Source organism: Chloroflexota bacterium, assembly GCA_034717495.1.
Classification (GTDB): Bacteria; Chloroflexota; Anaerolineae; order JAAEKA01; family JAAEKA01; genus JAYELL01.
The window spans coordinates 76,162-93,497 of sequence record JAYELL010000031.1 but is presented as its reverse complement, the minus strand read 5'-3'; the positions used below and the strand labels follow the sequence as shown (position 1 = coordinate 93,497).

The 17,336-nt window shown below is 55.3% G+C and carries 17 protein-coding genes; all 17 read right to left on the bottom strand.

The window, feature by feature from the left end; all coding sequences use genetic code 11:
• Window positions 1-594: 594 nt before the first annotated feature.
• Complete coding sequence (locus U9R25_06185; GenBank protein ID MEA3335481.1) at window positions 595-2,025, bottom strand: multiheme c-type cytochrome; 1,431 nt, start codon at window positions 2,023-2,025, stop codon at window positions 595-597.
• 11 nt (window positions 2,026-2,036) lie between these two features.
• Window positions 2,037-2,600 (bottom strand): NapC/NirT family cytochrome c, encoded by a 564-nt coding sequence (locus U9R25_06180; GenBank protein MEA3335480.1) that lies wholly within the window; start codon window positions 2,598-2,600, stop codon window positions 2,037-2,039.
• A gap of 415 nt (window positions 2,601-3,015) precedes the next feature.
• Window positions 3,016-3,405: a hypothetical protein gene (locus U9R25_06175; protein MEA3335479.1), complete on the bottom strand. Its 390-nt coding sequence runs from the start codon at window positions 3,403-3,405 to the stop codon at window positions 3,016-3,018.
• Window positions 3,406-3,590: 185 nt separating this feature from the next.
• Window positions 3,591-4,109, bottom strand: coding sequence for a ferritin (locus U9R25_06170; protein ID MEA3335478.1), 519 nt, complete (start codon window positions 4,107-4,109; stop codon window positions 3,591-3,593).
• A gap of 69 nt (window positions 4,110-4,178) precedes the next feature.
• The gene (locus tag U9R25_06165; protein ID MEA3335477.1) at window positions 4,179-4,490 is read right to left on the bottom strand and encodes a cupin domain-containing protein; all 312 of its coding nucleotides are present in this window, start codon (window positions 4,488-4,490) and stop codon (window positions 4,179-4,181) included.
• Window positions 4,491-4,859: 369 nt separating this feature from the next.
• On the bottom strand, window positions 4,860-5,456 hold the full coding sequence (locus tag U9R25_06160) for a hypothetical protein (protein ID MEA3335476.1): 597 nt from the start codon (window positions 5,454-5,456) through the stop codon (window positions 4,860-4,862).
• A gap of 47 nt (window positions 5,457-5,503) precedes the next feature.
• A complete protein-coding gene (locus U9R25_06155) occupies window positions 5,504-6,052 on the bottom strand; it encodes a hypothetical protein (GenBank protein MEA3335475.1) in 549 nt (182 codons plus the stop codon).
• A 44-nt stretch (window positions 6,053-6,096) separates the two neighbouring features.
• A complete protein-coding gene (locus tag U9R25_06150) occupies window positions 6,097-7,335 on the bottom strand; it encodes an ABC transporter permease (protein ID MEA3335474.1) in 1,239 nt (412 codons plus the stop codon).
• Complete coding sequence (locus U9R25_06145; GenBank protein ID MEA3335473.1) at window positions 7,299-8,036, bottom strand: ABC transporter ATP-binding protein; 738 nt, start codon at window positions 8,034-8,036, stop codon at window positions 7,299-7,301. The genes U9R25_06150 and U9R25_06145 overlap by 37 nt, the downstream gene beginning before the upstream one ends.
• Before the next feature lie 37 nt (window positions 8,037-8,073).
• Window positions 8,074-9,606, bottom strand: a complete 1,533-nt coding sequence (locus U9R25_06140) for an efflux RND transporter periplasmic adaptor subunit (protein MEA3335472.1) — start codon at window positions 9,604-9,606, stop codon at window positions 8,074-8,076.
• A gap of 207 nt (window positions 9,607-9,813) precedes the next feature.
• Entirely contained in the window at window positions 9,814-10,536 is a 723-nt protein-coding gene (locus tag U9R25_06135) for a DUF2202 domain-containing protein (GenBank protein MEA3335471.1), read from the bottom strand.
• A 300-nt stretch (window positions 10,537-10,836) separates the two neighbouring features.
• Entirely contained in the window at window positions 10,837-11,532 is a 696-nt protein-coding gene (locus tag U9R25_06130) for a Crp/Fnr family transcriptional regulator (GenBank protein ID MEA3335470.1), read from the bottom strand.
• Window positions 11,533-11,550: 18 nt separating this feature from the next.
• A complete protein-coding gene (locus U9R25_06125; GenBank protein MEA3335469.1) occupies window positions 11,551-12,396 on the bottom strand; it encodes a carbohydrate ABC transporter permease in 846 nt (281 codons plus the stop codon).
• Window positions 12,393-13,319 (bottom strand): sugar ABC transporter permease, encoded by a 927-nt coding sequence (locus U9R25_06120; protein ID MEA3335468.1) that lies wholly within the window; start codon window positions 13,317-13,319, stop codon window positions 12,393-12,395. The genes U9R25_06125 and U9R25_06120 overlap by 4 nt, the downstream gene beginning before the upstream one ends.
• Window positions 13,320-13,416: 97 nt before the next feature.
• The gene (locus U9R25_06115; protein ID MEA3335467.1) at window positions 13,417-14,787 is read right to left on the bottom strand and encodes an extracellular solute-binding protein; all 1,371 of its coding nucleotides are present in this window, start codon (window positions 14,785-14,787) and stop codon (window positions 13,417-13,419) included.
• A gap of 308 nt (window positions 14,788-15,095) precedes the next feature.
• Window positions 15,096-16,031 (bottom strand): dihydrodipicolinate synthase family protein, encoded by a 936-nt coding sequence (locus U9R25_06110; protein MEA3335466.1) that lies wholly within the window; start codon window positions 16,029-16,031, stop codon window positions 15,096-15,098.
• Window positions 16,015-16,983, bottom strand: a complete 969-nt coding sequence (locus tag U9R25_06105) for a sialidase family protein (GenBank protein MEA3335465.1) — start codon at window positions 16,981-16,983, stop codon at window positions 16,015-16,017. Before U9R25_06105 ends, U9R25_06110 begins: the two co-directional genes overlap by 17 nt.
• Between the last annotated feature and the right edge of the window lie 353 nt (window positions 16,984-17,336).

The window sequence follows — 17,336 nt, the reverse complement described above, 5'->3', positions numbered from 1 at the left end:
ACAGCCCCCCCCGGCCCCCCAGAGGGGGGTGATGTGACCGGAGTTCCCCCCTTTGGGGGGTTAGGGGGAACGAACATGCCGTTCCCATCCAACCCTTGGTTTCAAAGTGGCATTGCTTTAGTACGGTCGGGCGTAAAGGTAACCCAGGGTTCGATCAATCGTCCTGCTGAGTGGGTCTGGCACGAGACCAAAATAGGAGACGAACCGTGGCTGGCAATCCGATCTCGGTTCGAGCGGCCAATACCAGCCGAAGCACCTCGCTGTGCTGTCTGGGTCGCCAGGTGCATCGGGATGACAGGTTCGCTCGGTGGATGAGGTTGCTCACAAGCGTCATTCCCGCAATCATCCTCGCGGACACGGGGACCGCGGGAATGACGCTAAGTGACAACTATTGGAGAATTTACGTCCACGTGTACTACAGATGTCACGCTGGTAGCGTGACCTACTGGTCATGCGAGTTGAAGGTTTAAGCCGTTCAGAGCCTGCACTGAGCTTGCCGAAGTGGTGACGCGAATTCTTGAAGAAGAAAACCCCAGGCGCTGGAAGAACGCCTGGGGTCTCGATACGATCTTATGCGCTAAGGGGCAAAGCGGTTTAGGGTTCTTCGATCTGCCCGGTTTCCAGCCGGTAGTCGTAGATATCCTGCATGCGATAGAGATCTTGCTGAAGCTCGAAGAATCCGTGCCAGTGAGCCCAGTCGGGCCCTCCCATCATCGCACCCTGGCGAGCGCGGCGTCCCTCGTGGTGCCACAGGTGGTAGTAAAGTATCTGGAATTCGTCGGCCCAGGGGTTGCCCTTCAGCAAACTCTTCTCTTTCAGCTCGTCCAGCATCTTCTTGGCGGGGTCGTAGTAGCTTTCGTTGTACAGGTTCACGGCGCCATCACCCTGCTTGAAGAAGGCGGTGGTATGGCGTGGCGTATGGCAGGATCCGCATACCATCTCCATCTTGGCGCGACCCTCTTCTCCCTGACCGGTCAACGCACTCATGGGATCGTTTGAATCGCGCATTGCGGAGCGTTTGGCCCACAGATTCCAATAGAGGCGGTCAGAGACATTGTGGGTCGTACTCAATTCACCGATGCCGCTCATATGGCAGGTGGCGCAGGTGGGGGCCCGATAATCGCCAGGTTCCCAGGCATCCGGGGCACTATCCCACGTCCATGTTTCACCCTCGGTATCGTATATCTGTCCATGTTTGGTGTTTTCGAATATCTCGATATCGGGATGATCGGGACCCAGGTGGCATGATGCGCAGGCTTGCGGCTTGCGTGCTTCGGCAATATCGAATTTGTGCCGGGTGTGACAAACAGTGCAGTTGCCGACGCTTCCATCCGGGTAAATGGTCCCGATGCCGGCATTGGGCCAGGTTTCAGATATAGGACCATTCTTGTCATCCAGTTCGATTCGCTGGCCATGACACTGCATACAGCCTGTCTCCTGAGTGGCATTGATAAACTCAGGATGATTCTGTCCTTCATGCACATGCATCAGCGTTTGCATGCCATCTTTGGCCTCGACCTGCAAAGCGGCGCGATAATGGCCACTGCTGTCGAATTGCTGCATTTCGTTGGGATGGCAATCGGCGCAACGGCTGGGCGGCACCAGCACGGAAATATAGGTGTCTGTGCCCTCCAGGTCTTCATGCTGTGTGGCCGTGGGGTCATCTTTTTCGACGGCATGGCAATCCAGACAGGAAACGCTTACATGCCCGTGCCGGCTGGCTCGCCAATCGTTGACGATGCCGGGATCTTCTCTATTATGGCATTCAATACATTGCTGGCTGACTTCATCCATGCCGCGCGTGATGGCGAGATTCTCGTTGACCGCCAGATCGCCGGCATTTCGATCCACCTCAACCACAATGGTCTTGGGGGCAGGCGGAACAGCCGTTGGCGCTGGTTCAGCGGCCTGTTCCTGGCTGGTGGGAGCGGTCGCGTACTCCGATGTGCAGGCGCCAAGGCTACCTACTACTAACAATCCCAGAAGGATAAGAATCGGGACGATCCATTTGCTGCGGGATACCATTGAGTTCCTCCTCAATACGCTGCGGTGGGGTTGTTGATATAATCTGACAGATTTTTGTGCCCAACGTGTTTATGACATGAAACACATTTTTGTTCAGTTTCACCCGAGAAATATTCCCGGTGGGGCAGAAAAGCCTTTGAGTTGCTCAGGGTGGAGTCGAGTAAGTTGTTGTGACAGCTCAAACAGCCCGAATCATAGGTGTATTCTTCACGATCTTCCCGCATTGCTTCCCAGTCGATTTGCTCCGTATCACTGAAGGTCTCCACCATAAGGTCATGGAGGCCTTTCGTTGCCTTGCTGTAAAAATAGGCAGTGGAACTGCTGTTATCCAGGTGGCAATTGGTGCATGAAGCCTGAAAACCGTACTGTGAGCTGCCACCATGGATATCTTGCTGATAGGAGGCCCAAAACGGCTCCATCGAGTGGCATTGGCCGCAAAAATCGGCGTGCGCTGTACGGTTGAGACCTTCATCGGCAATGAGCCAGGAAACAAAGGGCAGCACGAACAGAGCGACGAAACCTACGATAACGATCAGCAGGATGACCAACCACCTCGGAAACCGTTTTTCATTCATTTTATTGACAGGTGTTCCTTCTCATTTCAGATTTCAGCGGCCTCGGGAGGAAAAGCCCATGGTGTCACAAATCCATTGGGATTTTGTCATTCATTCAGCATACCCGTGACAGGCGCAACTGTCTTTGCGCTACTGCAAGTTCGCGGGAGTTATTCAAAAAAATGAACCACTCCTGTATCTCCCAACCCGTGCCCCTTGCCAAAGACTGTGCAGAGGACCGCCGATTACGCAGACCTACGGCGCAGATTGCCGCTGATCTTTTTTTATCTCCTTTTTTTGATCAGCGAGAATCTGCGTTTGTCAGCGTCATACTTCGGCTTCGCTCAGCAGATGTACTAAAAAATCCCGATGCGCACAGAGCGCGCATCGGGATTGGTGTTCCGAATACCGGAATCACACCGGTGTAGAAAACCTTCTAGCTGTTGGCGATGGTGATCTTGCTGAAGTACTCGTCGTACTGGCCGTCGTTACGCACCACACGCAGGCGCAAGGTATAAGCGCCATCAGGATACATGGTCGTATCAACCGTTGCCAGTTTAGCTGCCTCTGAAACCTGTTCCTCGCCAAGGGCGATGAAGGAAGCGCTATCCTCATCACCGTCGCCCAGGATGTCCAACTGCCACTTTTCGAAGTTCGGGTCCGCAGCCACGCCTGTCACTTCCACACTACCACTGATCGTAGCACCATCCTCGGGGCTGACGATGCCATTCTCTCCTGCGGCGCCTGTAGCGGCCGGTATTGCCAGCAACAGTATCAACGCTGACAGAATGAAAACCATACGGAGCGGTTTTTTTGTAGACAACATATGTTTTCTCCTATGCATCTTGAATTGGGTGTTTTTGATTTGCGAGTCAATTCATGATTATTAAGCATTGTCTGAAAACAACCAAATCCAGTAGTGGATGTTACGCAGTTCTACCGACCGAGGACCGCAGACCGCGGACCACCGTCTTCTGGAAGCCGTCTGTCGTCCGCGGTCTTTCGTCGAATTTATGCCGCTGCCGGTTCCACTGCGGGTACAGCCTGGCGGGCGGCCATTTCTCGATCCATCATAAGAATGCCGAGACCGGAGTCGCCGATGAGTTCGAGCTGGGCCACAGCATCACCGGCGTTCTTCTCTTCCTCGACCTGTTCTTCGATGAACCATTGCAGCAGGACCTGGGTCGGGTAGTCGTTTTCTGCCAGAGCTAACTGATACAGGTCGCTGATACGGCCGGTGATGTACTGCTCGTGCTCCAATGCTTTCTGGAATACGGCCAGCGCTGTTCCAAACTCGACAGCCGGGGCCTCGATGACCTGCAGTTTGATCCGGCCACCACGGTCGTTCATGAAGTCGAAGAATTTCATGGCATGAAGCACTTCCTCCTCGTACTGCAATCTCATCCAGTGGGCAAACCCAGGCAGGGTCTTGTCTTCCAGGAAGGCCGACATGGAGAGGTAGATGTAAGAAGAATGCAGTTCGGCATTAATCTGATCGTTGATACCATCTTGTAGCTTCTGGCTAAACATGTTTTTGGTTCCTTTGATTGTATGATTGTACGTGGTGCATTGGAGCTTATTACCACGTAACGCGAGTGATTATGAGATGCGAACAGCCAGAAAAGCCAGACGCGTTTCTGCTTCCATGCCGCGCACTGCGCCCTCCGGCATAACCACAGTAGCTCCAGCGCTGACCGGCATTCGCTCGCCACCAACGATCATCCAGCCGTTTCCTTCGAGAAAATGGTACATGGCTTGCGCCTCGGCATGGTCCGGGATTGTTTGCCCCGGCTCTAACCCGGCCAGGATAATCTTGGCTTTTTCGTCGGCCACCAGGATTTGCGGCTCTGGGCCATCACTGCCGTAGACGATCGTGTCTTTCCAGTCGGGGAAAAGTTTCGTTTGGTTCATTTTGATATTTCTCCTGAATTATAGAGTTAAAGAAATTAGCTGCGGCCTCCAGGAGGTAGCGTTCTGTACGTCACCACCTCCTGGAGGCCGAGTTGCTCAATTGAGTATTTAAGCTCCATTATACAGGGGTTGGGAACGGTTGTCGCCGACTTTTGTCGGATTTATCGCCAATGATGCGCAATTCGCCCAGTATTACTTATTTATGTACGCAGTTCTGCCGTCTTCTGACCGACGACCGCTGACCGCCTGCCTGTAACCGACCACAGATCGCGGTCTGCCGTCCGTTGTCTGCGGTCTTCTGGAAGCGGTCTGTCGTCCGCAGTCTTCTGGCTGCCGTCCGCGGGCCAACTGTTACCTGCGTAACATCAGTTACTTACTCTCAAGTAGCTCGATGATCTTATCCATCATAATCACACCACGACCCGAGCTGGAGGAAACGATGCCGCGCTCCGCTTTCGCGGTCTCTTTCGCTTCTGGAGAAAGGTCTTTCATCGGCACACCGGTGGTATCAGGATTGGGCGTTGCGCTCTCATCCACCGGATCCTTAACGCCGATCTCGACATAGTAGGTCTGCAGATCGTCGTTGGTGAGCTTCATTACGGCAATCGCAGCGATTTGCCCAGGGATCATGGCGTCAAGAATCTGATCTTGCACAGCCTCAGTCTCCTCAACAGCAGCGTTGCCGCTTTCGGTCAGAGAGCGATAGGCCTGCCAAAAAGGTAGCAGAGTTTTAGCCTGGTCGGCGGTCACAGCATCGCCGGTTCCTTCAAGGCGCAGTGTGCCCAAAATAATCTGATTCTTCAGCGTGAGAGCATCTTGGTAGTCTTCGCCAAGCGCCACAGAATCGCTGGTTACTGCGGATGGTGAGCTTTGCTCAGTCGAGGAAACCTCGGCCTCTCCGCCGCCGCAGGCAGCAAGCAGAGTGGTGGCAATGATTAGGATAATGATGATCTTGGATAGTTTCATGATGTTCTCCTGATAGTTTGGATAATTGAGAGATGTGGATTCTGTAGTTATTGCAACCGGATTTCCAATACGGCCAGAAGTTGTTCCAGCAGCATTTCACTGGTGTTTGGGCCGCTTCGTTGTGGTTGGCCATCACCCTGACCTCGTTTTCCCGTAGCGCCGGGACCTGTTCCCGCTCCTTCACCAGTACCGACCGCCAAACCAAAGGCTCTGGCCGTGTCCTGGAGATCTTGTCGGGTGAGTTGCATCTGCTGAATGGCCTCAATCTGTTCAGACTCCAGTACATCCTCGATTTGATTCAACACCGCGGCGACTTCCTCCTGTGAACCAGAGCCAGTGCGCTGTAGCGCCCGAGAACCCTGCCACAATGGCAACAGTTGACGAGCTTGTTCCTGGGTGACTTGTTGATCAGTTCCTTCCAACTGGAGTATGCCGACGATGAGCTGCGTGCGGTTTGGCAACGCATCAGCGTAGTTATCAGACAGGGCGGATGTTCCGACAGTTGTCGTTTCGGCTGTGTCGGAAGAACCGCAAGCTGTCAGAGCAGATAGGATGACGATCAGTATCAAGACGAGTGTTAGTTTCTTTGCATTCATGGATGTATCCTCCGTAGGATAAAGTCGCGCCAGTGGCGCCTTACTTATTCGTGTCGTAGTGCTTCAATCGGATCAAGTTGTGCTGCTTTGTTGGCGGGGAAATAGCCAAAGAATACACCCACCAATAGAGCAGCGGAGAAGGCGACAACAATCGAGCTTGGCACAATCACCGTTCGTAATTCACCCATCTCGCCGAAAAGCCAGGCCCCCCCCACGCCTCCTGCGATGCCGACCAAACCGCCGAGCAAACTCAACGCCAAGGCCTCGATAAGGAACTGCCGTCGTATATCACCTGGTGTCGCGCCGACAGCCTGGCGGATGCCTATCTCGCTGGTGCGCTCAGTTACGGACACCAGCATGATATTCATGATGCCAATGCCTCCAACAAGCAGAGAGACGCCTGCCACCCAGCCCAGTAAAGCTCGGAACGCTTCGGTTGTCGCTTCTTGGGTGCTGATGATATCTTGCTGTGTCTGCACGGTGAAATCCGGCTTTTCTGCCGGCACGTCATGTCGGCGCAGCATCAGCGATTCGATCTGCAAAATGGTGTTATCCATCGTTTCCTTGCTATCGGCCTGCACGTAAATGGTTCTCACTTTGTCACTCGCGAGCTGACTGGTAACGTATTTCTGGAATACGACAGTTATGGGCATGTAGATGCGTCCGTCGTAGTCAATGCCTCCTACATTTCCCTTCTCGGCCATGACGCCAACAACCGTGAAGCGCGTGTTCCCAACCGTGATCGTCTGTCCCACAGCGTACTCTTCACCAAACAATTCGTTGGCAATACCGGATCCCAAAACCACGACCTTGCGAGCGCCGTCCACTTCGGATTGATTGAAAAAACGACCATCGGCAACTGGCGCATCTCGCACGGTGGGAAAACCGACCGTCGTGCCCAAAACATCAACTTCGAGCACTGAACTTCCCGCCTTAACGGTTTGCGGAGAGGGAGCCTGCTCGGCAGCGACGCCAGAGATGCCTCCAATCTGTTCGGCAATGGCCACTGCATCATGATAGACCAGCGTTTTTGCAGCACCAGGGGTGCCACGGGCAGCCGAAACGATAATGAGATTCGCGCCCAAACTGTTGATCTGTTCGGCGATCACAGCCTCGGCCCCGGCGCTTACTGCCACCATGATGATAACGGAAGCAACGCCGATGATAATGCCTAATGTCGTCAGAAAGGAACGCAGTTTATTGTTGACCAGTGACGAAAAAGCGGTGCGCAAAGTTCTAGAAAAACTCATTGTCCGCTCCCTGCCGCCACGGGTGTGGTGCAACCACTACCCTGCTTGTCATCAGAGACGATCACACCATCCCGCACGCAGATGACCCGCTGCGTATATGCTGCTAACTCTGGCTCGTGGGTGACCATGACAATCGTATGGCCGCTATCGTGTAGCCGGTGTAGTATCTGCATGATTTCTTCACTGGAGCGCGTATCCAGGTTGCCGGTGGGTTCATCTGCCAGGATCAAAGGTGGTTCGGCGATAAGCGCCCGGGCGATAGCGACGCGCTGCTTCTGGCCACCGGACATCTCATTGGGTCTGTGATCAGCTCGATCTGCCAAACCGACAGACTCCAGAGCCGCCATCACTCGCTCCTCTAACTCACTATCTGTCCAAATAAACTCTGGGTCATACAGTAGGGGAAGCATGACGTTATCGAAAGCACTGAGGCGCGGAAGCAAATTGAAGCTTTGGAAAACAAAACCCAACTTGCGATTACGAATATGCGCCAGTTCATCCTTGTTCAATTCGCTGATATCCTCGCCATCCAGAACATAAAGCCCTTCAGTTGGACGATCCAGCGCCCCGAGCACATTCATCAATGTGGATTTGCCTGAGCCTGAAGGGCCCATGATAGCGGCAAATTCACCAGTATCGATCGTTAAATTCACATCGTGCAAGGCTCTAACCGCTATCTCGCCCGATCCATATACTTTGGAAATGTTGCGTAACTCAATCAGGGGTTGGCTCATTTCGCTGAAGCTCCGTTAATTGGGGTTGTGGGCTGATTCACTCGGTCTCGACGACCCCGGTGCTGACAACATCACCCTTTTCCAGGCCACTCACGATTTCAGCATTGGCGAAGTCCATAATCCCGACCTCAACTGTTCGCATCACCGGCTGTCCATCTACAACCACGAAGACAGCGTAGCTGCCAGGGCTGAGTTCACGCAGCGCTTCCAGCGGCACAAGCAGCGCCCCTTCAGCCGTTGCGGCGATGATTTCCAGGTTCGTGCTCATGCCGGGGCGAACATAGGCGGGAGGATTTTCCAATGTCGCTTGAGCGCGCAGGGCGGGAACCCCATCCACTGTGACCAGGGTGGGATCAACTTCGACGATCTTGCCATAAAATGTTGTCTCGGCATCAGCCTGCAGGGTGATGTTCACCACATGGCCAGGTGCGATCAGTGCCGTATCGGATTCATCCACAAAAAGATCAACGCGCAGGTCATCGAGATCGGTGACGGTAAGCAACGGACTTGCAGTGAGGTTTTCCCCGACACTGGCGGAACTGCTCGTGATAACACCAGACATTGGTGCGCTTAGCACCGTTCGGCTCAAGGCCAGTTTTGCGGCTTCAAGATTGGCCAGCGCCTGGTCGATACCGATTTGCGCCGCCTCGACATCCACTGGATCTGCACCATCGAGTAAGTGTTGAAGTTCAGCCTCTGCCTGCGTTACTTTTGCCTCAGCCGCCGCCACCGCTTCGCTATCGGCAGGGGTAAGCAATTTGTCAAGAGCTGCCTGCGCCACCGCCACGCGGGCGTCAGCATTGGCAATGCTCTCGGCACCTGCCGGAGCCGTGGCCAACTGGTAGGCAGCCAGGGCTTTTTCATGATCGATGGTGGCTTGCTGCAGCGCCAGCGCCTGTGGAGTTTTGCCGACATCGCTGCGCCAGGCAATGGCATCGTAATCTTCCTGAGCTCTGTTTACTGCAATCGTCGCCTTTTCCAACTCGGCGCTCAACACCGTCTCTTCCGCCGTGGTCAGGCCAGATTTCAAATCAACAAGCGCTTTTTGCGCCGCAACGAGATTAGCCCGAGCAGCGGCAATATCTGCATCAGTGGCGGGCGTCCTGACATTGTTGAGATTATCTCGGGTGCCGTAGAGGTTGGCTTGTGCAGCTGCCAGGGCGATGGTGTCAGCATCTTCCTTCAACTCCGACAGTTTCAATTGCGCCGCGGCCAAATTCGCCTCGGCTTGCATTACATCCAAGCGCTGATCACTATCGTCCAGACGGGCCAGGATGTCACCTGCTTCGACAGCATCACCCACACCCACCAATAATTCGGTCAAACGGCCGGCGGCGCTTCCGAACGATAATTGCATCTCCTCAGCAGGCACAATCACACCCGCGGCATTGGCACTCACGATGATGTTACCTGTGCGCGCTTTGGCGGTCTTCATCGTTGGCGCTGCCTCGGTTACCTGGGAGGGGACATAATATCGAAAGTAATAAAAAGCGCCGGCTACGATGATGACCAAGGGTATGATCAGCCACCAGCTATTAAAACGTCGTTTCGTTCGTGCTTTTTTAGGCATAAGAATGGTTTCCCGTAGAGCGTGTTGCGTGAGATATTTTCACCTCCGGAAGGCGGCCGCCAAAATTTCGGCAAATGAAGTGGTCCTGGCCACGTCCCGGAGGTTAATTCTAAGTGATTGTCCTTCCAGTCCTGCGGAGAACGAGAAGGCTGAATTTTCGCAGTCTTCCCGTTCTCCTTGTTCGTGGTTATGTCAGAAGGGTGTGGGTTACTTGCCTCGTCCTCCACCACCGTTATTGCCACCACCACCGTTGTTGCTGCCACCCTGGCCATTGCCGCCAGTTTCAGCATCCGCATTGATGATGGCGTCGTAAGCGTCTTGCTCCAGATACTGGGGTTCGTAGTCTTCACCTGTCTGGCGTTCATAAGTGGAAACGAAGGCCCGCAGGTGGTTCTCAGAACCCTTCAGCAGGTTTTCGTAGACCTGCAGGATGTCGGCCTTGTCGGTTTCGGCAATGCGTTCTTCCAGGTCGAGGATGTCGATTTCTTCGATGGCGTCGCCGACGAGTAGGGCATCGGCCAACGATAGGCTGCCGGTTTCCACCAGTTGGTCGTAGAGCGCCTGCAGGTCGTCGTTTTCAAACACGCCGATGTCATTGCCAACGGTCGGGTCATCGACGCCGTAGGTGGTGAGGAGGGTGCGGATGGCATCCATGTGGGTCTGCTCAGCCCTGGCGATATTCTGGAAAATGCGGAAGTTCCATTCCTCGTCGAGTGTCAGATAGACATCGCGGGCCAGCTTCTCTTCCTCTACCATGAACTGCAAGTCCAAAGCTTCTTGGTCGGTGATTTCATCTGCGGGGGCCTGGACGACAGTGGTAGCAGCGACTTCTGTTGCTGCTTCAGCAGAGATGGGGGTGCTGACGGTGACGATGGTCAGGGCTAGAAGCCCGGCGAAAAAACTGAATGCGAGTGTTTTTATAGTTTTCATGATCCTAGTCTCCTTGAGTTGAGTGGTCGGCGACTTTTTCGCTGACGACCATAGAATAACAGGCGATTGTGGAGGAGTTGTGGAGACGCGCCGAAGTTCGTGGAGAATGACAAACTCTCAGAGTCTTGATATAATCCAGCGGACAATGAAAGCCCCCCAACATGCTTTGTACATGTGTGGGGGACGACTGATGCTACTTCTGCCTGGCTAGGCGTCACTCTTTTCAGACAAACTGCACTATTTTGGCTATTTCTGAGAAAATCCTCACTCGAACTAAGTGTTCTACCGGGGTCAAAGAAATTAGCCACCTTCTACGAGGAGGCGCAGATGATCTGGGTTGCGAAGCAGTATGCGTTGGCGGCCAATTGAGACAATGTCGTCATGCTCCCATTTGCGTAACACCCGGCTGACGCTATAGATATTTGTTCCTGCCATTTCTGCCAGGTCCTGATGCGAAAGCGCCAGATCGATCATTGCACCGTTCTCGATCTCTTTGCCCACGAATCGAGATATATCCAACAGGGTGTGGGCAACGCGTTGCTCGACTCGCTCGGTGGCGAGTTTTTGCACCCGGCCCTGTAATCGCACAAAGCGCTTGGCGATCAACTCGACGCTATTCAGCGCAACGCGGGGGAATTGCAACATCAACTCCCGCACTGTTTCCGTCTCCCAGCAATAGACAGTACTATCCTCGATAGTTTCTGCCGAGACAGGGTGCGTCATGCCGGCAATAGCCACGAAAAGACCAAAGTAGCGTTCAGGAGAGATGATATCCACGATCACCTGCTTGCCACCCGGTGTTAACTGCGCCAGGCGTACCCTGCCAGTCAGCATAAAGAAACAGGCATCTACGGAGTCTTCCTGATGGAACAGAAAGGTACCAGGTGGTGCATGGCGTAATTTGCCGGCATCGACAAACACCATACATTCCTCGGACGTTAAGCCCTTTAGCAGGTCGGAAGCACTGATGATGGCTGCAATTTCACTTTTTTGCATGGTGGGGTGCTCTGTTCCTTAGCCCTTTAAGCCCGTCATCGAAATGCCTTCGATGAAGTGGCGCTGGAGAACGAAGAAGACGATGACGGGGGGCAGGGCAGCAATGACAGCACCGGCCATCGACTGACCATACGCTTGCGCGGCCTGGGCCATGCCGGGACGCAGGCTCATGAACTGGGCGATCCCCACAGGCAGGGTCCGCACGGCGTCGCTGCGAGTAACGATAAGGGGCCAAAAGAAACTGTTCCAGGTAGAAAGAAAGGTGATTATCGCCACGGCAGTCAAGGCAGGTCGTGCCAGGGGTAAGACAACAGACCACCAGATGCGCAGATCGTTGGCGCCATCGACGCGCGCGGCATCCTCCAACTCAGTTGGCACGCTCAGGAAAAATTGGCGCATCAGGAAAACTCCCGTAACGGTCGCTCCCACCGGCCAGATCAGGGCAACGTGGCTATCCGTCAAGCCCATCTTGGAAAACAGCAGGAACAAGGGCACCACGGTAATCTGAATGGGCACGAAAAGCATGGAGAGGATCAACAGGAAAAGCAGATCTCGCCCCAGGAAATGCATACGTGCCAGCGCATAACCAGCCAGTGAATCCAGGACCAACACCAACGCGGTCGCGGTGACAGCGACGATCAGGCTGTTCATTGTCCAGCGCAGCATGGCATGATGGTCCAGCACAGCCTGGAAGTTCTCCAGCGTGATGGTTTCAGGTATCCAGCGGATCTCGGTGGTCGTGATCTGAGTTTCTGGCTTCAGCGAGGTGGATATCATCCATATCAGCGGCGCCAGGGCCAGGATGACGATGATCACCAAGGCGATGTACCAGACGAAACGCAGCAAACTGCCTTGCGTTCTCATTCGGTGACTCCCTCGAGGCCGCGCCGATAGGCACGTGTTTGGATCAAGGCCAGCAGCACAAGAATGGCGAATAGCAACACCGCTACTGCCGAACCATAGCCAAACTTGCGGAACTGAAAGGCGGTGGTGTACACGTATTGGACCAAAGTCAGCGTTGATGTTCCCGGCCCGCCGGAAGTCATCACGAATACCTGGTCAAATACCTGAAAGGTATTGATGATCGTCAGCATCAACACCAGAAACATGGTGGGAGCGAGTAGGGGCAGTGTGATCCGCCGCAGCAGCTGGAAACGGCCCGCGCCGTCGATGCGAGCTGCCTCGTACAGCTCCCGGGGAATATCCTGCAGTCCGGCCAGAAATAGCACCATGTTGTAGCCCACCGTCCACCAGACCGTCGTCATCACAATGGCCAACATGGCATAGTCCTTGCTCACCAGCCAGGGAATGTCAAGCCCGAAGGTCACGTTGATCAGGCCGAAATCCTTTTCCAGCAGCCACGTCCACAACACGCCCACCACGGTAGACATGACCACAAAGGGAGTAAACACGGCGACCCGCCCCAGCTCCCGGCCTCGGTAGGGCTGATTCATGAAAAGCGCCAGCCCCAGTCCCAACCCGATCAGCAACGGCACCGTCAGCGCCGTGAACAGGATTGTATTCAGCACCGCGTCCTTGAGCAGCGGATCGCGCACCATGGCTTCGAAATTGCCCAGACCAACCCACTTGGGCGTTCCCACGGCAGCCCAGTTGGTAAACGCAATGCCCAGCCCAGCCAGCGATGGGCCCAGGCGAAAGATCACGAAGAACAGCATGTAAGGCAGTATGAACAGATAGGGAGCGGCGCGCCAACTGCTACGAGAGGAAGAGGTTTTTCCCTCGTTCAATTGGCCCTGGGAAGGGTTCTGGCGGGGCAGGATTGGCATCTTGGTCTCGGAAAACTCAACAACAGCGCGCCGACGGCTGGTTCAGCCCAATCAGGTGCAATCGGGCTGAACCAGCCAATTGTCTTTGGATCAACCTTTACGGGGTTGACAGAATCGCGTCGATTCCCGCGCAGGCCGCCTCGACGGCAGCTCTCGCATCGCCCTGTTCAAGCATGATATTCTGCGCCATCACCATCATGGGGGTGGGTGCGTTGGATGCGAATATCTCGCTGTACTTGGGCGTATTGGGGAAGATCTTCTCGTGGGGCATCATCTCGATGAAAGCCGCACGTCCCGGCATGTTCAGGAACTCCTCCGACTCCATGACCGCGGCGAAAGCCGGCAACTGACCGGCATTGGCCCAGGCACTGGAGTTGGCAGCCAGCCACTCCAGGAACGCCACCGCCTCCGCTTCCTTGTCAGGATCGGCGAAGGTTGGCAAGGTGAAGATGTGGGCGCTGCCCCATACAGCCGGCTGGTCGAAGACCACGGGGTAGGGAGCCGCTGCCCAGTTAAAGCCTGTTTCCTCCTGGGCGGCCTCAAGGGATGGCATACGCCAGGGGCCGTCGATCATCATGGCCGTTCGTCCTGACAGGAAATCACGGGGATAGTCGGTCTGGCCTTGCGGCGCCACGCCGTGCTCGTAAACCAGATCCTGCAGCCACTGCCAGGCCTGCGTGCCCTTGTCGATATCGATGGCGCAGGCTGAACCATCCTCAGAGAGAATCGTTCCACCAAGCTGATTCAGCAGCGACCACCACTGGAAGAAGGCGTGATGGTTGGTATGCATGTTGATGCCGTACTGTTCGACGGTCTCGGCGTCAAAGCCCTCGTCACCGGGATGCAGGCCATTGGCATCGACCGTCAAGAGGCGAGCCGTCTCCAGCAGTTCATCCCCGGTAGCGGGTGGTCCCTCGATACCCGCCTGCTCGAACAGATCGACGTTGTAAAAAAGACCATGCATGTGCAGGTCGAGCGGGGTGCCGTAGAGAGCACCCTTGTAGACGTTGGGATCCCAGGCGCTGGCCAGGTAGTTCCCGGCGTTGATCACATCCGACTGGGCGACGATCTCGTCCAAAGGTTTGAGCAAACCCAGCTCGGCAAATTGGGGCATTTCCTGGGGATGCATGGCCAGGATATCGGGAGCCTCCTCGGCACTGGCCGAAACGATGAAGGCATCGAAGAGGGGCGACCACTGCTGGCGCGTCAAGGTGACCTCTACGCCATCGTTTTCGGCGTTGTACTGGTCAACCAGGTCTGCCATAATGTCGCCGTCGGGGCCTGTCCACCCGCCCCAGAATTCCAGTGTGACTACATCCTCCGCCGCAGGCGCTTCTGCCTCGGCGGGGGCTTCTGCAACCGGCTCCGCCGGCGCGGGCGCCGGAACAGTTGGCGCCACACAGGCAGCCAGTAACAGGCTCAGAACGATCAGTAGGCTGAGGCCCAGCCAGGTGAAATTGCGTTTCATGATTCTGCTCCTTTCGTGATACATGATTTGGAAGTAGACAGGTGGGAAGTGGAAAAGTAAACAAGTAGACAGGTAGATAAGTAGATAGGTGGGAAGTAGACAAGTAGATAAGAAAATAAGTAGACAAGTTTGCCGATGCACCATGGCCTGGCACCTACTTGTGTCCTTGTTTCCCTGATCCTTGGTCCTTGTCTACCTGGTCCCTGGTCCTTGTCTACCTGGTCCCTGGTCCTTGTCTACCTGGTCCCTGGTCCTTGTCTACCTGGTCCTTGTTTCCTTGGTCCCTCCGCCATTGACAATTAATCACTTCATGGCGCCTCCTTTTCGGAAAGAAGATCACCGGCCGGGGATGGCACCAGGTTCAGCCGGGACAATGCCTGCCACCGGTTTTCGATCTGCGAGGAACTCATCTCCCTGAGCGGCGCCCGCACAACAGATGAACCAGCAAGGCCGCGACGGACCACTATCGCCTTGAACAGGGAAAGATCAGCGCCATCTTCAACGATCCGGCGCACTTTGTTGAGTTGCCGCTGGAGTCTGCGGGCGAGGATCAAATCACCAGCCGACGCGGCGTCGAAGAGGGACACGACCAACTCCGGCACCACATTGGCGTTTCCAGACACGCAGGCATGGCAGCCAATCGCCTGCGCGGCAAGAATCTGTCCATCGCTGCCACTGGCCGTGTTAAACGCGCCACCTCGAAGCGATGTCATCGCGGCGAGGTAGTCTATCGATCCACTGCTGTCCTTGATGCCGACAATGTTGGAACACCGGTCAACCAGATTGAACACCAGAGCGGGAGACAGGCTGTTGTTGGCAACCGCTGGATTGTTGTACAGGTAGACTGGAAAATCGGGCACCGCAGCAGCGACTTGCTCGAAGTGTTGCAGCAAGGTTTCGTCGGAGTGATGATAGTAGAAGGGCGGTACAATAGCAACGGCCTGGGCGCCAATGGCCCGGGCATGTTCCGTCAACGCCAGCGTTTCGGCGGTAGTGATGGCGCCGGTGTGCACAATGACGGGAACACGTGCCTCAGCCGCTTCAACCGTGATCTCGGCCAACCGTTGCCGTTCGCGCGTGGACAGAAGCAGTCCCTCGCCGGTCGTGCCACCGGGAAACAGGCCGCTGATTCCGCGCTCGACCAGAAAATCGACCAGCGATGTCATCGCGGGCGCGTCAAGCTGGCCGGTCTCATCGAACAGGGTGAGGATGGGAACGATCACGCCTTCAATGTTTTGGTTCATCGCTCTTCTGCCTCTCATGCAACCATGTCTGTGGGAAAGCCGCGTGATGGATGTGCTGCCGGCGATAGGTGTAGACCATGTGAATCGTGCCGTTCTGCGATTGCAGCAAGGTTGGGTAGGAAAACTCAGCCGGAGCATCCTCGATGGTGCGTGGCCTGCCCCAGGCTTCATTCTCGGTCGCTAACGCCACACACAGGGGCGTTCGCAGCCGGTCACTGTGGTTGTAGGCCAGCACAAGCGAGCCATCCTGCAGGCGCAGCAGATCCAAACCGGAATTGGGATTGGCAAGCTCTGTTGGCCGGGGTTTGTGCCACGTGTCACCGCGGTCATCGGACGTGGTGCGCCAAATGACTCCGCCACTGCCACCGGTACGTAAATAGGCCAGAAGGCGACCGTCGTCGAGCCGGACGACGCAGGGATGGATATTACCCGGCGGCGTTTTTATCGGATCGGTCAACCGCCAGCTTTTTCCATCATCGTCGGAGATCATCATTCGGCTTTTCCAGGAATTCTCATCGTAGACTGGCAATATAATCCGTCCTGTGAGTATCACGGGACGACTGCGGAACATCAGCCCGGGATAGTCGATCAGCCGCCCGGGTGTGCTCCAGCTCTCTCCCCCGTCTGACGAGCGTTGCAAAAAGGGCTGGGCGCTGGTCCATTCCCTGCCCATGATGCCAACGAAAAACAACCACAGCCCGCCATCGGGGCGTTTGAGAAACACCGGTTGGCCCACCGAGTGGCCAGGCAGTTCAGCCATCACCTGCGGCGTCGACCAGCCACTGGACCCGGGTGCGAGGCGAGCTGACTGGATCACCACATCGGGTGAGGTTTCATAGGCGCCAGCAAACCAGGCGGCCAGGAGCGTCCCATCGGGCAGCTCGGTCAGAGTTGCACAGTGGGTCATGGGCCGATCGAGCTGCTGTTGAAAGATCGCTGTCTTGGTCAGCATCGACACAACTGCTTCCACTCAGAGCAACAAATCTGCCGATGAATCAATTGTCGATCATGACTCTCGGCAGATCGAATTTCCGACGAAACATGATCGGATCAGCGTTCGGAGTGTAGACCTCGTATCCAGGTAGAATTGGTTCCAATCTCCGCCGTTGATCGAACGATAAGTGACACGATTATATCATTGGAAGCCGCATTGCTCAAGGAAAACAGAATAGCTGGTGACGAGGGCCACCCAGCCATCCAGGCGAAAGTGTTCCAGAATGGGTTGTTGAGCCTGGAGTTGATCTGCCACGACGTAGTCGCTCCTCCTGGTGTGCGGGGAATTTATCAAGTTGTCGGTTGGTCTGC